The organism is Sphingobacterium sp. CZ-UAM (assembly GCF_002000245.1).
In the GTDB taxonomy this organism is placed as follows: Bacteria; Bacteroidota; Bacteroidia; order Sphingobacteriales; family Sphingobacteriaceae; genus Sphingobacterium.
On record NZ_MTCM01000006.1, the window covers coordinates 93,377 to 114,545 of the forward strand.

At 39.8% G+C, this 21,169-nt stretch carries 11 protein-coding genes; 2 read left to right on the forward strand and 9 right to left on the reverse strand.

The features are described from left to right. The first annotated feature begins 156 nt into the window (after nucleotides 1–156). Nucleotides 157–627, forward strand: coding sequence for a DinB family protein (locus tag BWD42_RS19740; RefSeq protein ID WP_077438125.1), 471 nt, complete (start codon nucleotides 157–159; stop codon nucleotides 625–627). Nucleotides 628–835: 208 nt separating this feature from the next. Here the strand turns inward: BWD42_RS19740 and BWD42_RS19745 are convergent, their stop codons facing one another. From BWD42_RS19745 to BWD42_RS19785, 8 genes are all read right to left on the reverse strand, one after another. After that, complete coding sequence (locus BWD42_RS19745) at nucleotides 836–1,789, reverse strand: helix-turn-helix transcriptional regulator (protein WP_077438126.1); 954 nt, start codon at nucleotides 1,787–1,789, stop codon at nucleotides 836–838. Between the two features lie 1,201 nt (nucleotides 1,790–2,990). Continuing rightward, nucleotides 2,991–5,015 (reverse strand): DNRLRE domain-containing protein, encoded by a 2,025-nt coding sequence (locus BWD42_RS19755; protein ID WP_077438128.1) that lies wholly within the window; start codon nucleotides 5,013–5,015, stop codon nucleotides 2,991–2,993. Nucleotides 5,016–5,159: 144 nt separating this feature from the next. Further along, nucleotides 5,160–6,293: a glycoside hydrolase family protein gene (locus tag BWD42_RS19760; protein WP_254846282.1), complete on the reverse strand. Its 1,134-nt coding sequence runs from the start codon at nucleotides 6,291–6,293 to the stop codon at nucleotides 5,160–5,162. A gap of 192 nt (nucleotides 6,294–6,485) precedes the next feature. Continuing rightward, a complete protein-coding gene (locus BWD42_RS19765) occupies nucleotides 6,486–7,763 on the reverse strand; it encodes a DUF2264 domain-containing protein (protein ID WP_077438130.1) in 1,278 nt (425 codons plus the stop codon). Between the two features lie 66 nt (nucleotides 7,764–7,829). Continuing rightward, nucleotides 7,830–9,104, reverse strand: a complete 1,275-nt coding sequence (locus BWD42_RS19770) for a glycoside hydrolase family 88 protein (RefSeq protein WP_077438131.1) — start codon at nucleotides 9,102–9,104, stop codon at nucleotides 7,830–7,832. A 164-nt stretch (nucleotides 9,105–9,268) separates the two neighbouring features. After that, complete coding sequence (locus BWD42_RS19775; RefSeq protein ID WP_077438132.1) at nucleotides 9,269–10,537, reverse strand: DUF2264 domain-containing protein; 1,269 nt, start codon at nucleotides 10,535–10,537, stop codon at nucleotides 9,269–9,271. A 167-nt stretch (nucleotides 10,538–10,704) separates the two neighbouring features. Beyond that, entirely contained in the window at nucleotides 10,705–12,465 is a 1,761-nt protein-coding gene (locus tag BWD42_RS19780) for a RagB/SusD family nutrient uptake outer membrane protein (protein ID WP_077438133.1), read from the reverse strand. 13 nt (nucleotides 12,466–12,478) lie between these two features. After that, nucleotides 12,479–15,757: a SusC/RagA family TonB-linked outer membrane protein gene (locus BWD42_RS19785; protein ID WP_077438134.1), complete on the reverse strand. Its 3,279-nt coding sequence runs from the start codon at nucleotides 15,755–15,757 to the stop codon at nucleotides 12,479–12,481. A gap of 139 nt (nucleotides 15,758–15,896) precedes the next feature. On the opposite strand from BWD42_RS19785, the gene BWD42_RS19790 reads away from it, so the two are divergent. Continuing rightward, on the forward strand, nucleotides 15,897–19,757 hold the full coding sequence (locus BWD42_RS19790; protein WP_077438135.1) for a hybrid sensor histidine kinase/response regulator transcription factor: 3,861 nt from the start codon (nucleotides 15,897–15,899) through the stop codon (nucleotides 19,755–19,757). Between the two features lie 171 nt (nucleotides 19,758–19,928). On the opposite strand, the gene BWD42_RS19795 is transcribed toward BWD42_RS19790, so the two are convergent. Then, the gene (locus BWD42_RS19795; RefSeq protein WP_254846283.1) at nucleotides 19,929–21,155 is read right to left on the reverse strand and encodes a glycoside hydrolase family 88 protein; all 1,227 of its coding nucleotides are present in this window, start codon (nucleotides 21,153–21,155) and stop codon (nucleotides 19,929–19,931) included. Nucleotides 21,156–21,169 lie beyond the last annotated feature (14 nt).

Sequence of the window (21,169 nt, forward strand, 5' to 3'; positions counted from 1 at the left end):
TTCCCTATTACCACCGCCCTCACAAAAAATAAAAAAATATATATCCAGCTTAATACTGCCATACAGCTGTCATAGACTGGTTTAATTTTGAATTGTCTTAGCAAGATAAAGGCATATCATATAGACTAAAATTAAATACAGTTAAATACGATAATCATGAAAAAAGAAATCATTTCCAAGAACGAACTCCTAGCACATTGGCTAGGTCACAGAAACTTAACAAGACAAGCAATCGAAAAATTTCCAGAAGAAGCGCTTTTCAATTATAAAGTAGAAGGTATGCGGACATTCGCCGAAATGATCCAGGAACTTTTGGGTATCGCGGTTCCCGGTCTACAGGAAATTGTCGCTAACGAAAGCGGTGAACTTAACGAGAAATTCAACTATACAACCAAAGCGCAACTGTTGCAAGCCTGGGATGAAGCTACTCCGCAGATCAGCGCGCTATTTGACAAAATTCCGGAAGAACGCTTCTCCGAAGAATTTAACCTATTCGGCCAATACAAGTCACCGATTATCCACAGTATACTCTATTTCATCGACAATGAAATCCATCATCGCGGACAGGGATTTGTCTATTTACGCCTGCTGGGCATCCAACCTCCATTCTTTTGGGAGCGGGATTAGTTGTTATATGAGAGATATTAGATGTGAGATTTGAGATTCTAGTATTACTAGTCGAAGACGTACGATATAATATTGGAGACCGCCGCATTATTATCACTGGCATCGTAAAATTTATATAATATAAAGATACTTGTTCGGGTTCAACTCAGATACCGGGCAAGTATTTTTTAATCTCATGATGGGGAGACCCAAGGCTCCTATCCCCAGATTAAACCTGTTCGATCGCGGCAGCAAGCAATTGCTTCACGGTACCTTTCAATGATTCCGGCTCTATAATCTTTCCTTTATCCGCAAACATCAGATACCAACGGGCAAACCCGCCCTCAACATGAATGCTTTCGAAATGCATTTCGACATAATCATCGGTCACCACCTCTTTTTGAAATCCGAAGTAATGGCGATCCCATTCCATATAGCGCGCCATCTCCTTGTCTACCTGCACCACGACCTTCGTTGTTGGCAGCTCATGTTTCTTATTCAGGAAAAATGAAAGTTCAGGATGTTCTTTTCCAAAACCCTCATCGAGTATACGGATATTGCTGATCCGGTCCAGACGAAACTGCCTATAATCTTTCCGGAGTTTACAAAATGCGAGTACATACCAGAACTTACTTTCCACAAAAATGCCGACAGCTTCGATTTCGCGTTTTTCTGGGCTTTTGTCTGACGGCTTGGAATAGTAGATTTCTACACATTTTTTTGCTGCGATACTCTCAATAAGCGTATTGGTTCCATGGGTTAATTTTTCATTGAACTGATGCCTTTGGCCCCGCACCAGAAAATTATCCCCCAGCAAGGCGACATGTTCCTTTTCATTCCCTCTTAAAATAGCCTTCATTTTAAGCATTGCAGTTGCAAAATGATGAGCAAGATTCTTGTCCGTATACTTTTCGACCAATTTCTCCGCCGCGACAAAACTCAGAGCCTCCTCGCGGCTAAATTGCAATGGCGGCATCTTATAACCTTCGACTAAGGAATAGCCATTTCCTGCTTCCCCATAAATCGGTATTCCTGCCTGCATCAGCGATCGGATATCGCGATAAATTGTCCGCAAGCTTACCTCATATTTCTCCGCCAGCGCAGCGGCTGTCACTACAGGTTTCGCCTGCAAATGCATATAAATAGCAAGAATACGGTCGAATCTTTTCTGAATATCGGTCATAGGGATAAAGGTACGACAAAAAAATACACCGAGCTACGCTTTAATCACCTTTCTAAATGAATGAAAATTTCATATATTCATACTTTACATTATTATTTTCAAGAACTCAATCGTATTGTTGAACATCATTAAGTAATCCTCCATTATTATTTCTTTGTAAAAAAAAGTTCTTCAGAATTTCGAAGAAAAATAGAGAATCCACCATCTGATTTAATCTCAATTATGTCTCCTTTACCTTTACTCATCAAATACTTTTTAGTTATTGTAACAGAGCGATAGATTGCACATAATTGAGTATTATAGGCAGACGCAACAACGCAGTCAACGCACACAACTGAGCTCGCTCCGTGTGCAAATTTTGAAGGTTAGGTAAGATAGTGCTATAGTAAAACATGAACTGCCTTTGAGCATACACAATATGGGCTTGCTCTTGTTTGAATGCTATAAAGCATAAACAATGGTGCTCACTCGCGAGCAGCTCTTTATCCAGCTCCGCCTTAAATAAAGTTTCAACTATGAATGTATTGCCCATTATCTGGGGGGTATATCTTATTTTTCTCCTTTTATTTATAATTGATGGTATATAACTTATTACTAAGTTAATATCAAATTCCCTATTAAAAGAGGAGTGACATCACTTTTATAAAGTAATAGCAGGGGGTTAACAGGGGTAATACCCCTGTTAACCCCCTGCTATCCCCCAGTTATTCCCCTATAATTTCCTTGTTAATATAAGAATTGGTACCCAACAGGTATTTATTTGTATACTAGACGAGGCCGATTATTTTCAACAGGGAATACAATCAAACCCGAAATGACTAACCTCATTTTGAGCGAAACAGATGTAATACAACGCAAGCCTAATAAACAAAAAAAGTGAAGCACGTCTGCACTTCACTTTTTCCACAGGATGTTAATAACTTTGTTGAGAACTCAAAAAACCTACCGTTACTGCTTGATTACCTTTTTCTCCACAGAGCAATCGGTCATACCGTACCAAGGCCTCTACATAATAGAAATCAGCATAGGTTAAAGGTACATCCACCTCTGTTTTATGTGGAATTGGCCTGACGAACCAGTAACAATAAATAATACAAAGGCTGTTATAAGTGATTTTTTAACATAATTCGAAATATATTGTAAATATCTTATTTACAATATACTATCATTACAAGAGACTCCTTTCATTCAGATGAATTGACTAAAGATATTCAATCAACAGCGAAGATGTCTTATCGTTAAAGTTTAAGATTGACAAATCAATGGTATGTCCAGTTAACAGCACCGAATTTCCTGTAAAATCTCCATTTTCATAAAGTGTAACCTTAAAGCCTTTTGGAATACTAATACTGCTCAATTGGTCGTTCGTAACGCCCAGTCCTTGCAAATCAGTAAGACTGTAACTTCCAATGCCAAGCTGTTTATACCAGCCACGGAAAGGAATATCGCCGTACAATGTCACATTGGCCATAGGCGAAGTACTTAAAGATGGCCCATAAGAGTTAATATAGTAACGCAAGTCAGTATATCTGTTGAAACTAGGATTTAACTTTTTCAGGAAACCGAACATTTCGCTCTTCATAATCGATGCCATCTGAACAAAAGCATAGCTGGATCCTGCTGCATTAAATGGTTTATTATAATCAGATCTAGTTTTGTCAGGAGCCCATTCGGTGTTGACAAATTCAAGATGAACATTATTGTCAGGATCCAAGACATAAGGGGCCATAAAAGAGACCGCGTCCCTAATAGATCCACCCAAGACTGGCGTATCATTGGGATTAATCCGTAAATTCACCCATTTTGTAGCACGGTGATTTACCAAACTATCAAGCATATGCCGGCCGCGTTTGATATAAAAAGTGCGACCAATCTGTCCGATAAACTCCATATCATACACATGATAGGCAAAGGCATCTCTGCCAAGAAAATCTACGCTAGCCCCATCCGCACGATAATTTTTATTATGATGAGTACTAAAATCTGAAGTCGCTTGGTTGATAAGCGTTCCATCATTCAGTATATAAGCGATATCAATCATCAACAGATTACGGATAGTTTCCCAATTATTGGTTCTGACCGATTGAGTTTTATAAAAGTTATATCTTGTCCGTAACCAATTGTCGATCGTCATCCTACTATTAGCATCAATTTTTGCACGAATAAGCGAATATCCAGTAAGAAATGGAAGATATATACTTTCATCGGGAGTCTGGCTTGTTGCTGCGTTAACGGCTGCCCAAGAAAGAAGAAATTCCTTCGCCTTATCAACATATTGCCCTGCATTTGCCTGTTCCTGAAACAAAAAATATTGTAGCGCCAACGAATATACCTTAGCGGCATCAGTCTGCACTTTATTTTTGCCATCGGGATCTGAAATTTTAGTTACAGGAGCTGGAGCCGCACTCAATGCCTGATTTGCTTTCAAAGTGACCTGGTCATTTATTAAGGCTTGCGCCTGTGCTGAGGTGGACAATTCAAACTGAATCGAGTCAAAAGTCACTTTATCCATAACAAGATTACTATAGAACCCCGAACTCGTCCCTATATAATTTACTTTTAATCGGGGCCTAAGATCAACATTCTGTGTTTCCTTTGATTGAAAATCAGAATAGAATGACGGCGTGCCAGCCACTTTGCGTTGCGCTTCGATTTTAATAGATAACTTTCCATCAGTATCCAAAGCATTCTGAAGTACCGAAGCCGGAATATCAAAATAAACGACACTGTTATTCACTTTAAACTTGCCATTCACTTCCCCTATTTTAGTACCCGCCGTTGGCGCATTATTCCAATTAATTGTCTTTTCGTCCCAATCTTTGTCCGTTGTTGTATAATAACTCCATTTTGCATTAGCTGTATCTGCGGCATTGGAAACTCCTCCAACCAATTCAATCCGTGCGGCTTGAATAGTTGAAGCTCCGGACAAGGGGGTAAGGTCAAAACGAAGATAAATAACTCTCCGATAGCCGGGCGCATCATCTTTGGCGATCAACCAAGTATTACCTCCATAGTTTGTACCCGCACTGCTCCCATCCTGTACATAAGCATCTCCCGCCGGAACAAGATCAATTTCCTCTGCTATATTTGCTGCTAAAGCTTTCTTGGTCAAAGCGGACGAAAGAGTTTCTTTCCTTAACAAATCTTTTTGGCAACCGGTCATTGCCAAAATGACGCCTAAATATACGATTGAGGCCCATTTGATTTTACTGTTTGCTGTTCTCATTATTGTTAGATTTATTATATTGGTTATTTATAATTGAATCAAAAGGTGGCCAAGACATATGGATATTCCGCCACCTATTGTTAAATTTATCTTTACTAACAGTGTAGATTGAGTAGATCAGTTGCGAAGAACACTTCTGATTCATTAATCTATCAAAGGAATAGCAATATTCCAGGACTTTGTCCCATTTTCAAATCCTCCTTTCCCGTCCATGGTTGCAAAAAACATACAGACAGGTTTTCCTTTTTCAAATAGCACAAAGGGACGTTCTAATTGACCCATTATTATTTTCTTATCATCCTCAAACGTTAATGTCCGGGAATAAGCTTTCCTGTCCTTGTCCATTTCCCAATGAATACCATCCGATGAGTGAAAAAGAACTCCCGCATGGTGCTCCCCTGTCATCTTGCTGGACATATCTTTCATTAAAAGATGTAGTCCTCCTTCATCCTCCCAAAGGAAAGGATCTTCGAACTCACTATATTCCTGATCGCTAAATAAGGGAAGGTTATGATTTAAGACTGAAAAAGTATCCTGAATAGATTTTGCATAGGCTATTCCGATCCTTTGCTTGCTCTGAAAAGGATATTTCTGTCCATAGCTACGTCCTTTGAAAATTAGCAATACAGAACCATCCTTTCGAATCAATGGAGCTGGGTTAGATGTCAGGAAACTATAAAAAGTATTTGGCTTAGTATTTAATATAGGATCATCGTATCTCGTCCAGGGACCTGTTAATGCATCAGCCGTTGCAATGCCGATTCGCTTATTTGACCTTCCTACAGTGGCATAGACCGAGTTCACTCCCAATTGTTCAGCATCTGAGGGATCATCAAAGGGATGTGTAGAGCCCATATAAAACAACACATATTTATTTCCATATTTGGTTATGCTTGGATTATGGGTCGATCTACCATCCCAATATTGTGGCCCGCGGGCTGGTAGGACTACTTCTTTAAATTCATAAGGGCCTTCCGGCTTTTCAGCTTCAGCTCTTACGATCTCTGATGCGACCATCCAGGTGGGATGAAATGGAAATTTCTTCGGCCAGCGTGAGGCAAATAGCTGGTATTTACCCTGTTCATCTTTCATCACTGAGCCACACCACACCCAATAATCCTCCATCGCAAACCCATTGCTATATTTTACCTTTTCCATTTTACCATGGAATGGATTATTTTGTTGCCCATAGGACATTAAACTAACGCTACAACCTAGCATGCTAAGCAATGCTGCCCTACGGATTGCAGATAATATGCTATTCTGTTTTTGACTCATGATTATCACCAAACTAAACCATTAATTTATTGTATCTTCTATTATTACCTACATGGATACAGCGTAAATAGTCATTCTTATACGTTGATTTACCCTGCCAATCATTGCTATTCTCACGTTCACGAATACCATTACTATGGTTTCAAATTTGAAGCTTGTCTTTCTAATAAGCTATTGACGGTTAAATAATATCTAGTCATTGTTTTTCTGTTCTTTGTAAACATCTGCTCCAATAATATCCGGCGTCAAGGTGTGATCTATAATCATTGTTTCACCATTCCACGCCTTTTTAGCTGTCCAACTTGTATCAGGAGCAGTCCACAGTGGATCGTTTGGTGGTAAGCCCAGAATAATGAAAGCTTCTGAGCATAGATATTCACTTCCGGTAGAAATATAGGCCTCGCCCACTTCTGGTTGATGGCCAGCAAAACCGATATTTAACCAACCGGAGCTATTAAAAGTTCCCGGCATTTCAATCTGTCTTTTTATCACCGTATAAAGTGCACATCGCACTTGAGCAGGTTCGATTCCTTTTTCCAATTCATGCATATACGCAATTTTCGACAGCAGCTGAAAAGCACCGAAACGATAACTCAATGAACGTCCGATTGGCGGATAAGTTCCTTCTGGAGAGATTAAACGTTCTTGTATGGTTGCATATCTTCTGGCGCGATCTAGGAATATCGAATAGAGGTTTGCTGTATCCAAATTAGCATTCTTCAGCTCCAGACTAGTTTCTAAAAGCATCGGATGTATTACAAAGCTATTGTAGTAATCATAATGAAAATTCGGCCCATCGCCATAAATGCCATCACCTTTATACCACCTCACCATCAGATCAATCGCTCTATCCAACCGACTTTTATCAACAACTTTATCATATTTTAAGAAAAAGGCCTCGATTTCGGAACTAAACAATACCCAATTATTATTGTATGCGTCCATCTCACGCGTTAAATTGAAGGCGGCAAGTACGTTTTTTTTTGTCTGATCATCCAATTTACCCCAAAGTTGATTTGGTGACCTCAGGAACGCCTGCGCCAAAAATGCAGCATCCACCAACGCTTGGCTCTGTGTTTTGGGATGCTTTCTAAAGTTCATATAATCCGGGTTATTGGGGTCCGTTGCATTTTTTATACAAGTAACCGACAAATCGATGTATTTCTTACGCAGCATACCCTCAGGTGTTTCATCCGGTCCTAGCTCGAGCCAGGGCGCCATTCCAGCCAGCAATCTTCCAAATGCCTCTAAATAAGTAGCGCCTGTACGATCTGAATTATTGCGCGATTCTACAGGCATTGTTTTTACCAGTTCGCCTTTACTCAATGACGTTAATACAGGATCTGCAATTTTGGTAAGCGTTTTTACCAAATATGCTCGTTGCTGCAAACCGCTATGTACCTCTTTTTTCTGAGCAAATAATACCTGTGGCAATATTAATGCGATAATGATTAACTTTTTATAGTTCATATGACTGGAAGTATTTATTTTGATAAGGAACTAGTTGACCTAGTTCCTTGCACATAGATAATATCTCTATTGCTTGATCACTTTTTCACCATTGAGCATCCGGTTATATCTGATCAGTGCCTCTACATAATAATAATCCGCATAAGTCAATGGTACATCTACCTCCGTTTTATGCGGAATAGAACCGACACTGTGTTTCAATATATAACCACCAGCTTCTTTGTAATCTGCTTTGTAAGGTTTAGAAGAAAGCGACTTTAACATCTGCTCAGCTTTGGAAATGTACAACTGACTTTCGCTACCCTGTGTATATTGCGCCAATTCCAACAATGCAGAAGCGGTAACCGCAGCAGTAGAAACATCTCGCAGATCCTTTTGATTATAATACTTACTTTCCTTGGTCAGTTTATTTTGGTCCATATCCCAATACGGAATCAGATCCTCTGGAAGATTGGGATGATTAAGGTAAAACTTAGCGATGTTCCGCGCTTGTTCCAGATATTTCTTTTCACCGGTTTCTCGGTACATCATGGTATAGCCATATAATCCCCAAGCTTGTCCTCTTGCCCAAGCAGACTCATCGAATGCTCCTTGCGCTGTTTTTCTCGCGATTATGCTTCCATTATCCGGATTATAATCCACCACATGATAAGAACTGTAATCTTTTCGATAATGATTGACCATGGTCGTATTCGCGTGCTGGATAGCAATATCCCGAAACCTTTTGTCCCCCGTCATTTTGGATACTTCGGTCAGAAATTCCAGGTTCATCATATTATCGATAATAACAGGATATGTCCACGGTTGCCCGTCCCAATTCTTACCACCGTCCCATGAGCGGATGGTTTTCGGAGCTTCGTGAAAACGTGTTGCCAATGAAGCCGCACCAGTACTTAGCACTTCTTTGTAAGCTGTAGAATCACCTGTCAACCGCAATGCATTACCAAAACTGCAATATAGCATAAACCCAAGATCATGTGTTCCTTTATTGTTCTTCTCTTTTTCTAAATGATTTAGTTTCCGCTTTGCCTCATCCAACAACTTCTCGTCTTTTGTATATTCATAAAGATAGAGCACTGTACCTGGATAAAATCCGGAACACCACCAACTAGAACCCCAATTGACATATTTTCCATCTTTATACGTGGTGGGAATATCCGACTCCTTTATGGACGCAGCCAGATAGGTAATCTGTTTATGTGCATCTTCAAGATTGGTTTGGACAAATTCCTTGTTAAGTCCCAATTTGGCTGTTGTTAAATTCTTCTGACTGGAACATGAGATTGCCTGTAGACCAAGCCCGATCATTAATGCTCCTGAAATATAGTGTTGTAGCTTCATATTAGTATTGAGTATTGAGATATGAGTATCAAGATTTTACTTATACACGTCTAAGACCTACCTAGTATCTCTATTTTTTTTAAATTCTATCTGTTATCTATTTAGTATTGAGACTTGCGTATTGAATTTTTTAGTATTTAGATTATGAATAAAAGAACAAGGGATTAGTAACTGACGTAATAATCTTTGGGAAACTGTTCCGCATTCCAGCATTTCTGCGAAGTCCATTTTTGTGGAGCACAGGTCCAGAACTCATCTGTAGCAGGTAATCCCAACGGTAGGAACGACAGTGAAGCCACATACATTGATCCGGCATTGGTATAGTAATCGGCCAAATTAGACTGTTGATCTCCAACGACACCCATACGAAGCCATCCAGAAGGAGCAAACGTTTTGTCGATATAGATGTGCCGGAGTACCGCAGTCAATGCTGCTCTTACCTGCCCCTTTGAAATATCGTCAGGTAATTTATTTTCTAAGGCTACAGTTGCCAAAGGCTGAAATGCGGCGTTTTTATAGGTAGATGAACGTCCAACAACCACATAATGCCCTTCAGGCGATATCATACGTTCCAGATGATGTGCATAGCGCTGCATGCGCTTATAGGCACGTTCATACATTTCTTTGTATTTCTCACCAGCGAGGATATTATGGCGTAGTGATTCCACTTGCATACAATGGATCACATAGCCGTTATAATGATCAAAGCTAAAACGTGCCCCATCACTATACCAGCCATCGCCAACATACCATTCCTGATCAAATTTATTGACCGCATAGTCTATTTTCTCACGCGCGCATTCCTCGCCAGCACTATATAAGAAAGTTTCGGTCATTGCAGCAAAAAGTAACCAGTTGCTTTCATTCGGTTTGATCTTACGCAATAGTTTGAATTCTTCGATAACCCTTTTTTTGGTTACCTGATCCAATGGTTCCCATAGCGCTTTGGGTGCTCTCAGAAACGCCAAAGCTAAATGCGCTGCATCTACCAGCGTTTGCGATGAAGGACCTCGCCATGTAAAGTAATCCGGAGATTTTGGATCCACACCATATTTTATACCCAATAAAGCTTGATCACGTAATTTTTTACGCAGTTTTCCTTCTTCACTGCCGTCATCGGGTAAAGCTAGCCAAGGAGCCATTCCTGCCAGCAATCGACCAAAAGCCTCTAGGTAACCCACCCCTGGATCTCTGCTATCAAAAGTAGGACTTACTTCCATCGGCATATTTTTGCGCCATTGCTGCTTACTTATATTATCCAGTATAGGAGTGGCCATCTTGCTTAGTATTGAAACCCAATAGGCACGGTCATTCCCTGTATAGCTTATACTTTCATCATATAAAACACTTGCCTTCGCGCTCATTGGTAACGAGGCCGACAATGCGCCAACACCAGCACCACCTAACAATTTTAATACAGATCTTCTCTTCATCGATAATGGTTTATAAATAATGTGTACTCAACATGCACACAAAACATTAAAAATCTTTATTTTAATACAGAAAAACAAACTAAAAAGAATCAATCGCTCTAGCAAACGATTGCGCGAGCGATTGATAACAGCTTCTTTACACAAGAATAAAAGTCTTTCACTACTTTTTAATCATCCCAACCCAGATTTTGTGTTAAAGATGTGTTTCGTTCCCGTTCCACTTGTGGGATTGGCCATGTATAAAGTTGGTCACCTCGCCAGTCATACGGTGAAACAACTCCTCCCCATGCCTGTCTAATACCATTTCCTGTATAAAACGATGTTTCTTTCAATGTTTTCCAACGCAACTCATCAAAGTAGATAACACCTTCACACATCAATTCACGGCGGCGTTCCTCACGAATTTCTTTTCTGAGGTCCTGCTCACCTATCCCTAACGTTAATTCTCCAACTCCGGCACGTTTTCTTACCTCATTTACTTTTAACGCAGCTTCACCAGGCTTTTTCGATTCATTCAGTGCTTCTGCCCATAATAAAAGAATATCTGCATATCGCATCACAATATAATCATAAGCGCCTGCCTCTCTATTGGGAATTCCTGGGTTAGCTCCCTCGTAAACAAACTTACGTGGGTAATAGTAAAAATTAGGGACAATATCCGTTCTCAAGTCAAACACACCTCCAAATTCTTGCCGATACGGCCATCTAGAGGTAAACGTTTGGTCTGTCGCACCATTTGCTCCTACAAAAGTAGAATAAGGTAAAATCACGTTGCTTACTAGCCTCGGATCTCTATCTTCATAGGCTTTCTTAAGGCGTTCTTCATTACCCGTAGGCAAATACAAGGACATATCAAGCTTATTTGTAGTCCGTTTTTCAATGTTCGATATTTCGGCGGGGGTCAAATTATTCCTTAAGAAAAACACTTCCCTTTGGCTCGGTGCCATCTGATTATAACCTGGCAGGTAATCATCCCAATTAAACTTAGACCCATCTTTACGCTGATAGCGATCTACTGCATCGGGATGTACCAAATAGGTATTCCAATTGGATCCAAAAGCTGATCGTGATCCAAATCTGAATTGATAATCGGAGCCATACCCAGCCAAAGCTATATTTTGAATACTGAATATAATTTCAGGGCTCTGTTCGTTAGTTCCTTTAAAGAGATCGGCATAATTACCAAATAAGGTATGTCCCATATTTTTGACTTGTTCAAAGTCCGCAATAGCTTTTGCCCATTCTTGCGTATACATATACACCTTACCGCGAAGCGCATACGCTGCAGATTTAGTCGCCCGACCAAACTCGGCTTTTCCTTTATCATAACGGTTTGGCAATAACGGCTCATTGATACAATCCGTCAGATCTTTGATAATCAGGGCCCAAACTTCTTGTTCTGTACTTCTTGGTTTATCGACCTTATCCCATTCGATTGGTTCGGTATAAATAGGTACTCCTTTATACAGCTGATTTAACCGATAGTAATAGAACGCGCGCAAAAATTTGACTTCTGCAAGTAGTCTTGCTTTCTTTTCTGCTCCCACAGGTGACACATTGGTTATACCATAGATCGCATTATTACTGCGGTGAACCCCCTCATATAAATTTTGCCAAGTGGAGGAGAAAATACCCGATGAACTTGTTGCAGTCGCATTCATCAAGGTTGAATTGTCTCTACCTTGTAGGGTGACATAGGTATCGTATACATATAGCATTTGACCGAGGCGCAAACCTTGATATACACCATTCACACCTTGGTCTGTAAGATTTTCTGTTAGCCACATATTATTGGTCAATACCTGTGTTTTCGGTACGGTATCCAATAAATCCTTCTGACAAGCAGAAAATAATGTTGCTGAACCGAGAGTCAGGCCAAGCAATATTTTTTTACTCCACAAATTATATTTTTTTTTATTATTTTTCATGATCTTTCTATTTTTAGAATCCAATATTCAAACCAAAAGCAAACTGTTTCATTGTTGGATATTCTGCACCCGCCCCAACTTCTGGATCTAACCCTGGAAAGTCTGTAAACATCAGTAGATTCTCGCCTGAGAAAAACACCCTTAAACTACGTACTTTGATTTTTTCAGTTAATCTCTTATCAACCGTATAACCTACTTGTAGATTTCTAAGCTTTAAGAAATTTGCATTATACAACCAATAATCACTTGATTGATTATTTATATTCTCAGCAGAGGTGCCTAGTTTTAATCTTGGTAAATAGCCATTTTGATTGGTGCGCGGGTCATCGGGCGCTGCCGGATTATAGAAATAATGATTTTCCGCGACTCGTGTTGTCACTTGGTTTCCACTTATTAAAATATTGCTATTATAGCCATGGTCAGTCCAATAATACTGGCCACCTGCTTCTCCTGCCCAAATCATAGACATATCAAATCCTTTATATGAAAATCCTAAATTGAAGCCGTAAATGTATTTGGGACTTGTAGACGTTCCGGTAAAATATTGATCTGCAGTATTTCCATAAATACCATCCCCATTTAAATCAGCATAAATCAAATCACCATAATACATTCTGGTCGTACCATAGCTATCACCAATTGCTTGTGAGGAAGATAAAAAGGAATAACCTGCAGCCTTCATTGCTTTTGCCCATTCATAATCCTTATCTGTTCGGATCATACCTGTTGTTGGCCCACCATTGATATCAACAGAGCCATCTGCATTAAAATAAGTTCCATTACCCTTGTACACTTGACGCAAGTAAAACTCATCTAAACGATAATCTTCAAGTCTACGATTTACCCCTCCAGTAGATACATCTCCTAAGTTAGTCTGCCAAACCATTTTTCCAGATCCATCGTCTACCATCCCTTGTATCAATTTACCTTCATATTCCGTAACCCTATTTTTATTATATGCGAAGTTGCCACCTATATTATAATGGAAATCTCCAATATTATCCCGCCAATTCAAATTGAGCTCAATACCATTGTTACGCATAGAAGCTTGATTATAATATGGCGGACTAGCTGTACCAGCCGTAATCGGCATCTGTGCTGTACGAATGATGTTTGAAGTTTTACGATCATATAAATTAAACTCCACAAAGACACGACGATTTAACGTGGCAAATTCCAAACCCAACTCCTTGTTTTCAGAGTCTTCCCATTGCAATACATTATTTCCAAATCGAGACAGTCTTAGACCATTAGCCTGAGCTCCATTAAAGGAATAACCTACCTGACCATACACACCATGCCATCCATATACGTTCAGGTCATCCCCTCCATCATTACCCAGTTTACCCCATGATCCACGAATTTTAATATCTTGCACATAAGGATTTACTGCCTTCATAAATGATTCCTTGGACAATATATACCCTAACGAAGCAGAAGGGAAAGTACCATATTTCTTACCAAGGCCAAATTTTGAAGAACCATCTCTGCGTAAACTAAATTCGGCTAAATATTTTCCATCATAGTCGTAGCTAAAGCGCCCGAAAAAGGAACGCATTGAATTGTCAGATTCGAATCCTCCAATGCTGTTCATTTCTGTTCCTGTACCAATATTTGTAATAGTGGCGTCTATCAAACCCTTTGTTGAAGCATTAAATCCTGAATCATTATAATAAAATTCATTGTGGCCAACTAGCGCACTAATCGAATGTTTATCAATTGTGGAATTATAACGTAAAACATTATCAAAGGATTTTCGATAAATTTTTTCATAGGATTGTCCAGTCGTCGATTGCGCAAGATTAATAGGACTGGTGATGATATTCATTGTAGAAAAATCATATCGTGGAGCTGGATCTGACCAGCTTTTCACTTCATCAAAGCGGCTCTGATAGTTAAATTTAGTCTCAAAAGTTAAACCCTTCCAAAGTTTAATATTGGCAAACAACGTTGAATTCAAACGCGTACGTTCATTGCTTCCTTTATTATCATAAAGATAGGTCAATAAGTTATTTAATTGAGAGGATTCGCCCGAACTCAGAACTGCCCCTCCAAATTTCCCATCATACATCGGATAAATTCCCGGGGTAGTTTGACGCAAATAATTATAAAGGTTCGCATCCGAAGCCATAGAACGATCTTCTTTAACAACAAATGTTTGTGTACCAACCGTTAAAAAGTTCGTAATATCAGTTTCCAAGTTGACCCGTCCTTCATATCGTTTCATTCCCGTGTTGTGCATAATACCAGGATTATCCTGTATTCTTCCAGACAGGTTATATCGGATCTTATCACTTCCCCCCAATACACTTACATTATGACTCTTAAGCCAGCCATTCTCATAAATCCAATCACCCCAATTGGTATTTGGGTATGCGACGTAATTTGGCGTACCCTGTGGAGTCAAACCATTTGGATCTGCGTTAGCTGCTGTCCAAGCATCAATAGCACTTTGGGTGTAAGGACCTTTTTCGCCAATATTTTCAGCCGCTTCTTGGAACAAAAGCATATGCTTCAGATAATCGCTTTGAAATACAGGTTTGACACTCGGTGTCGTACGGGAAAACAAACCTGAGTATTTTATTTGCGGAGCTTGTCCACCCTTTCCTTTTTTTGTTGTAATTAATATAACACCATTTGCTGCCCGCGCACCATATATCGCTGCAGATGAAGCATCCTTTAATACTGATATCGTTTCGATGTCTTCTGGATTTACCGCGTCCATTACCCCCTGAATACCGTCAATAATCACCAAAGCATCATTATTGTTCATGGTACCTGTGCCACGTACGCGAATGGTTGCTCCATCACTACCAGGCTTACCATTACCAACTTTCACCTGAACACCAGCAGCGAGCCCCGACAAGGCAGAGGATACATTCGTCACAGCCCTACTCTCCAGTTTTTTTCCATCGATAGTTGCAACAGAACCCAATAGTTTGGATTTCTTCTGTTGCCCATATCCGACAACAACAACTTCATCAAGTGCCGAATTGCCACTCTCCATCGTGACATTAACTATTTTGCGATTGTTTAACACTATCTCTTGGTTTTGATAGCCCACATAAGAGATTACTAGCGTAGCATTAGGGTTAACGGACAAGGAATAGGTTCCCGATGCATTTGTAGAGGTCGAGATCGTCCCTCCTTTCTCTCGAATTGTAACACCTGATAATGGTGTTCCCTGACTGTCTTTGATTTGTCCCGTTACATTTATTTTCTGCTGGGCATGAACTGCACCTACAGAAAACAAAGTCATCGCGGACAATCCAATTGCGTAAAACTTAGCCATACTTAGGAAATTGGTTTTATAATTAAAAATGGTTACTTAACTATGTCAAAATTGAGCAAGAACAACTATTTAGTAGGGTGATTTTTATAAATATTAAGGGGTAAAATCTTAAATTTGATGTTGTAAACCCTATTTATCTATGAATTTTCCAGTAAAACAGATCCAAAACATGGTCATTATTGTATGGCTACTTTGTCCATTTTTGTCCTGTTTCGCCCAGAGCTTCAGTTTTGAAACACTGACACAGGATAATGTCCTGGACAAACAGGCGGTACTGACAATTGCTCAGGATAGACAGGGAAAACTCTGGTTTGGCGGGGGAAGCAACCTATTTATATACGACTCCAGAAATGTGACGAATGTCTTAGTTTCTGATTCAATTTTCAAAAATGTAGATTACATCAATAAGATTAATATCAATGCAAGGAATGATCTTTTTATCGCAACCGCAACGAAGATCTTCATTTTTAATATCGACAAAAGAAAACCTGTCTACCAACGAAACAAACCATTTACTTCCCCTTTAGTGATTCATGATATTTATGTTCAAGATGAACGGACGATCCTCTGTGGCAATAAGGGACTTTATCTTGTCACACCTTTAGGAAATTCCTACAGCATACAACCGATCCTGACCCGCAGCCATGTCCAAGCTATTATAGCTATTGATTCGACAACATATGCAATTGCCAGCGATAGCGGTATTGAATTCTGTACACTCAAAGAGAATAAAATAATACGCATCGAGCGTATCTCATTACCACTAAAAGATCAGGGTATTGTCAGCTCTTTGTATTATCAAAATGGCCTATTATGGATAGGAACAAAACTGCAGGGCTTACTTCAATATCGACTATCGAACAAGCACTGGCAGCATATTCACGAGGCCAACAGCAACCTTTTGAGTAATAATATTCGAAAAATCAATAAAGGCCCTAATAACACCTTGTTGCTGGGCACACTAAAGGGACTTTCTGTTTTTACGGGTAGTACAACTTTTACTAATTACAAACACAACACTTTGGTGCCGCATTCGTTAAGCCAAAATTCCATTTATGATATATTTGTTGACGATCAGCAAATTATTTGGTTAGGCACTTATTTTGGAGGGATCAACGCTATTTATCCGAACATGGTTCCCCTGCATGTATATTCAAGTCGGGGTTCGTCTCAAAACAGGCTAAATAGTGATATTGTTGGTAGTTTTGCAGAGTCTCAAGATGCTTATTGGATTGGAACCGAGGAGGAGGGAATAAATTTTTTGGATAAAAAGACAGGAACAATACAGTCCCTACCTCAACTATCACGGTCCAATCTGGTCAAGGATCTGTCCATACGCAACAACCTCCTCTATGCGGCGCAACATGGCGGTGGCTACTCCATCATTGATGTAACGACCAAAACTGCGCGCCATTTCCTATTGGACAAGAATCCCCTTCATTTAAAAAATAATATCTATAGCATCTACGCCGGAATAGACAATTATCTTTACCTGGGCACAAATGCAGGTTTATATATTGTACCTCCCGGGAAACCCGCATATCCCATCAAAGAGCTTTCTACTACATTAACGGATATCCAAGCGGATAACAAGAATTGTGTTTATTTTCTATTAGGAGGGAAGATTTACAAACAAGATCCCGCGACAAAAGTGATTCGACTTTTTACCGATCCAAAATTATCCATTCAAGGATTTTATGTCCACCCTGATGGTGATATCTGGTTTACAACTGCAACGGGATTGTATCGTTGGGGCGATAGCAGACCGCTGGCTCATTTTCACAATAACACGCTAGGCTGGCCTATTATAATCGACAAACATTTTTGGATCAGCAGCAAAAATGGGCTAATTTTCTTCGATCCAGCGACAAAGTTTCATACTGTTCTCAATCAGTACGACGATCTTCCCGTTAAAAATATGCAAGGAGCTAAGGTTTATAGCAGCAAAGCTGGTGTTTTATTCGTGACAACATTGAACGGTTTGGTTTCGATCGACACCCGCAGAATCACTTTCAATCAGAAAAAACCAAGTGTGCTTTTTAGAAATATATTTCTTGAAGATACTCCCTTAAACTATGGCCGTATTCAGAAAAGTGATAAGCCCAATGATTATCAGTTGCAATTGCGTTATGACGAGAATTTTATCACCGTTAATTTTTCAAGCTCCAATTTTATCAAGCCCCAGAAAAATAGATATCGCTATAAACTAGAAGGTTTTGATAAAGATTGGATAGAAACGAGCACCCCGAGTGTCAGGTATACCAATATACCTGAAGGACAACATACACTTACAGTATATGCCAGCAATAACGATGGTATCTGGAGCAGCACGCCGCTGCAAATACACATCGATATAAAACCACCTATCTGGAGAACCTGGTGGGCTTACCTGTTATACGCAGGGATCTTTACATTGGGAGTGCACTTTGTTATTCAATTTGTCGTTGAACGCCAAATGCTGATCAATTCAGAACGGGAACAGGAAAAGAAAATTAAATTCTTCACACAGATTTCGCACGAGATACGTACACCATTAACACTGATCACTGCGCCATTGGATGAAATCATCAGCGAAACTGCCAACTTATCCTCTACTCAATCGAAAATAAAACGGATTAAAAAGAATGCGGCTAAGCTATTGGGGGTTGTTAACGAACTGCTTGATTTCAAAAAATTTGATGACAAACACTTTATCTTGAAACGGAACGATATCCCTTTCAGGGAATATATTGAAGATACATTCTATCTCCTCAATGATCTTGCACAGCATAAACATATCAATTATTATATCCGACAATTGGATGCAGTAGGTTTACAGTCTGTAGACGCTGTTCAATTTGACAAAGTCATGTTCAATCTATTGTCAAATGCCATCAAATACACTCCTGAATATGGCACAGTTTATCTTGAACTGCTGGAGAACGGAGACAGCGTCATTATCAACATTGTTGATAACGGGATCGGCATTGCCACAGATAGTCAATTCAAGATCTTTGAGGAATATTATCGGGAAGAACAAGCAAGCGACAGTATAGGTACTGGTATCGGGTTAGCCTTAACCAAACAGATTGTCCTACAGCATCAGGGTGAAATCCGTTGCTTTACGCTAGAAGATGAAAAAGAAGAATGGACGGTGTTCAGCCTACGCTTACCAAAGCACTCGAAAACCCACATATCCTCTCCTACTGATTCCCCAGTAACCGTAATTGATGAATCCAATTTTTCAGAACCGGCTGTCTTGGATAGATCTTTGCAACAAACTCTTCTCATTGTAGAAGACAATAAAGAGCTCCTCGACACCATCGTCCATTTATTTCAGGAGAGTTATAACATCATCACGGCTCTCAATGGAGAAGATGCCCTATCAAAAGCGCAAGAATATATACCAGATCTGATTTTATCCGATCTAATGATGCCTTATATGAATGGAGCTCAATTATGTCAGGCGGTAAAGACAAACATCGCAACCAGCCATATTCCTGTTATCTTATTGACAGCAGTGACAGACAGTGACTCTCAGACACAGGCTCTGCAATATGGAGCTAACATCTATTTAACAAAACCTTTTGACAATAGACTGCTGTTCCTATCTGTACAGAACCTCATCGCAATCAGTCATAAAAAGAGTAGGGAATTTCAGGTTAAAAAAACAGATTTCGACAATGAACTAGATGCCCAATTTATTGCAACGTTGGATAAACTGATTGAAGATAATATGCAGTCGGATGACTTTGATGTGAACTTTATCTCCCGAAAGATGGGAATGAGTACACCTATTATTTACCGAAAGCTGCGCGCAATATCCAGCCTATCTATCAATAACTATGTCAAGATGTACCGGCTTAATAAAGCTAAGGAGTTGTTAAAGTCCTCAATGAATGTCAGTGAAGTCGCCTATGCTGTTGGATTTTCTGAACGAAAGTATTTTAGCAGGGAGTTCAAGAAACAATTTGGGTATAACCCTTCGGAACAGCTAGCCGATTCTCGCGAAGATAACTAAAATACCGAACCCTAAAATAAAGGGATGAACAAAATTGGGCAAACCAATTGCGCCTATAAGGGCACTATTACATTCACTAGCCGAAAAGAGCCTAGGGCAACGCGAATAAAAAAAACAGGGGCGTCCGAACTAGACTTCCCCTGTTAATATGACCTTAAATCTTTATTGAATTTATTTAGCGATTTCTTTAATTATGGGTTCGCCATCCAAGAGTCTTTTATAACGGATCAATGCTTCCACATAATAATAGTCGGCATAGGTTAATGGTACATCAACTTCCGAATTTAAAGGAAGCGCCCCTACACTATGCTGAAGAATATAGCCTCCGTTTTGTCCGTAGGGAGCCAAATAAGGTGCTTGCGATAGATTTTTAATTATTGTCTCGCCCTTGTCGAGGTAAAGTGCCGACTCACTGCCTTTAGTATATTGCGAAAGCTCCAGTAAGGCCGAAGCATACAACGCAGCAGCAGAAACGTCCCTTAGATCTTTATTCGGATACATTTTATCAGACGCTGCAATCTTATCCTTATCAAAGTCCCAGTAAGGAATCAGATCGGATGGTAAATTTGGATTATCAAGAATATATTTCGCTATCTGCTGAGCCTGCTTTAAAAACTCTTTTTTCTTGGTTTCACGGTACATCATCGTATAACCGTATAGGGCCCAACCCTGTCCCCGGGACCAGGCTGACTCGTCAAATGCACCTTGATGTGTCTTTTTGGATCGTACTTTGCCGGTATTCTTATCGTAGTCGATCACATGGTAAGAACTATAATCTTTCCGGAAATGGTTTTTTAATGTAGTTTCAGCATGGGTGACCGCAATATCATAGTATTTTTTATCCCCTGTTATTCTGGATACCTGAGTCAAAAATTCCAGGTTCATCATATTGTCTATAATAACAGGGTAATCCCAAGAGCCGTGATCCCATGAACGGATGGTTTTTGTCTTTTGACTATAACGTGATGCCAATGAATTGGCCCCAGTTGTTAAAACCGGCTTATATTGTTGCGTGTTCCCAGTCAACCGAAGGGCGTTTCCAAAGCTACAGAATAACATAAAGCCCAGATCATGCGTCCCTTTGTTATTCTTTTCCTTTTCCAGATAGGTTAATTTAGCCTCCGCTTTCTTTAATAGGTCCTGATCTTTGGTTCCTTCATATAGATAAAATAAAGTTCCTGGATAGAATCCCGAACACCACCAGCTTGATGACGAAAAAACCTCCTTGCCATTTTCAAATGTTTTCGGAAACTTATCCGCTGGGGTTTCCTTATCCAAAACTTTAATCTGTCTGGCGGCTGCGTCAAGCTGCTGTTGTACAAAATCATTCGACAGTTTCAGTTTTGCCGTTTGAGCCTGAGCCAGGGTACACGTCCCCATTGCAGCCCATAAAATCATAAAAATTTGCTTTT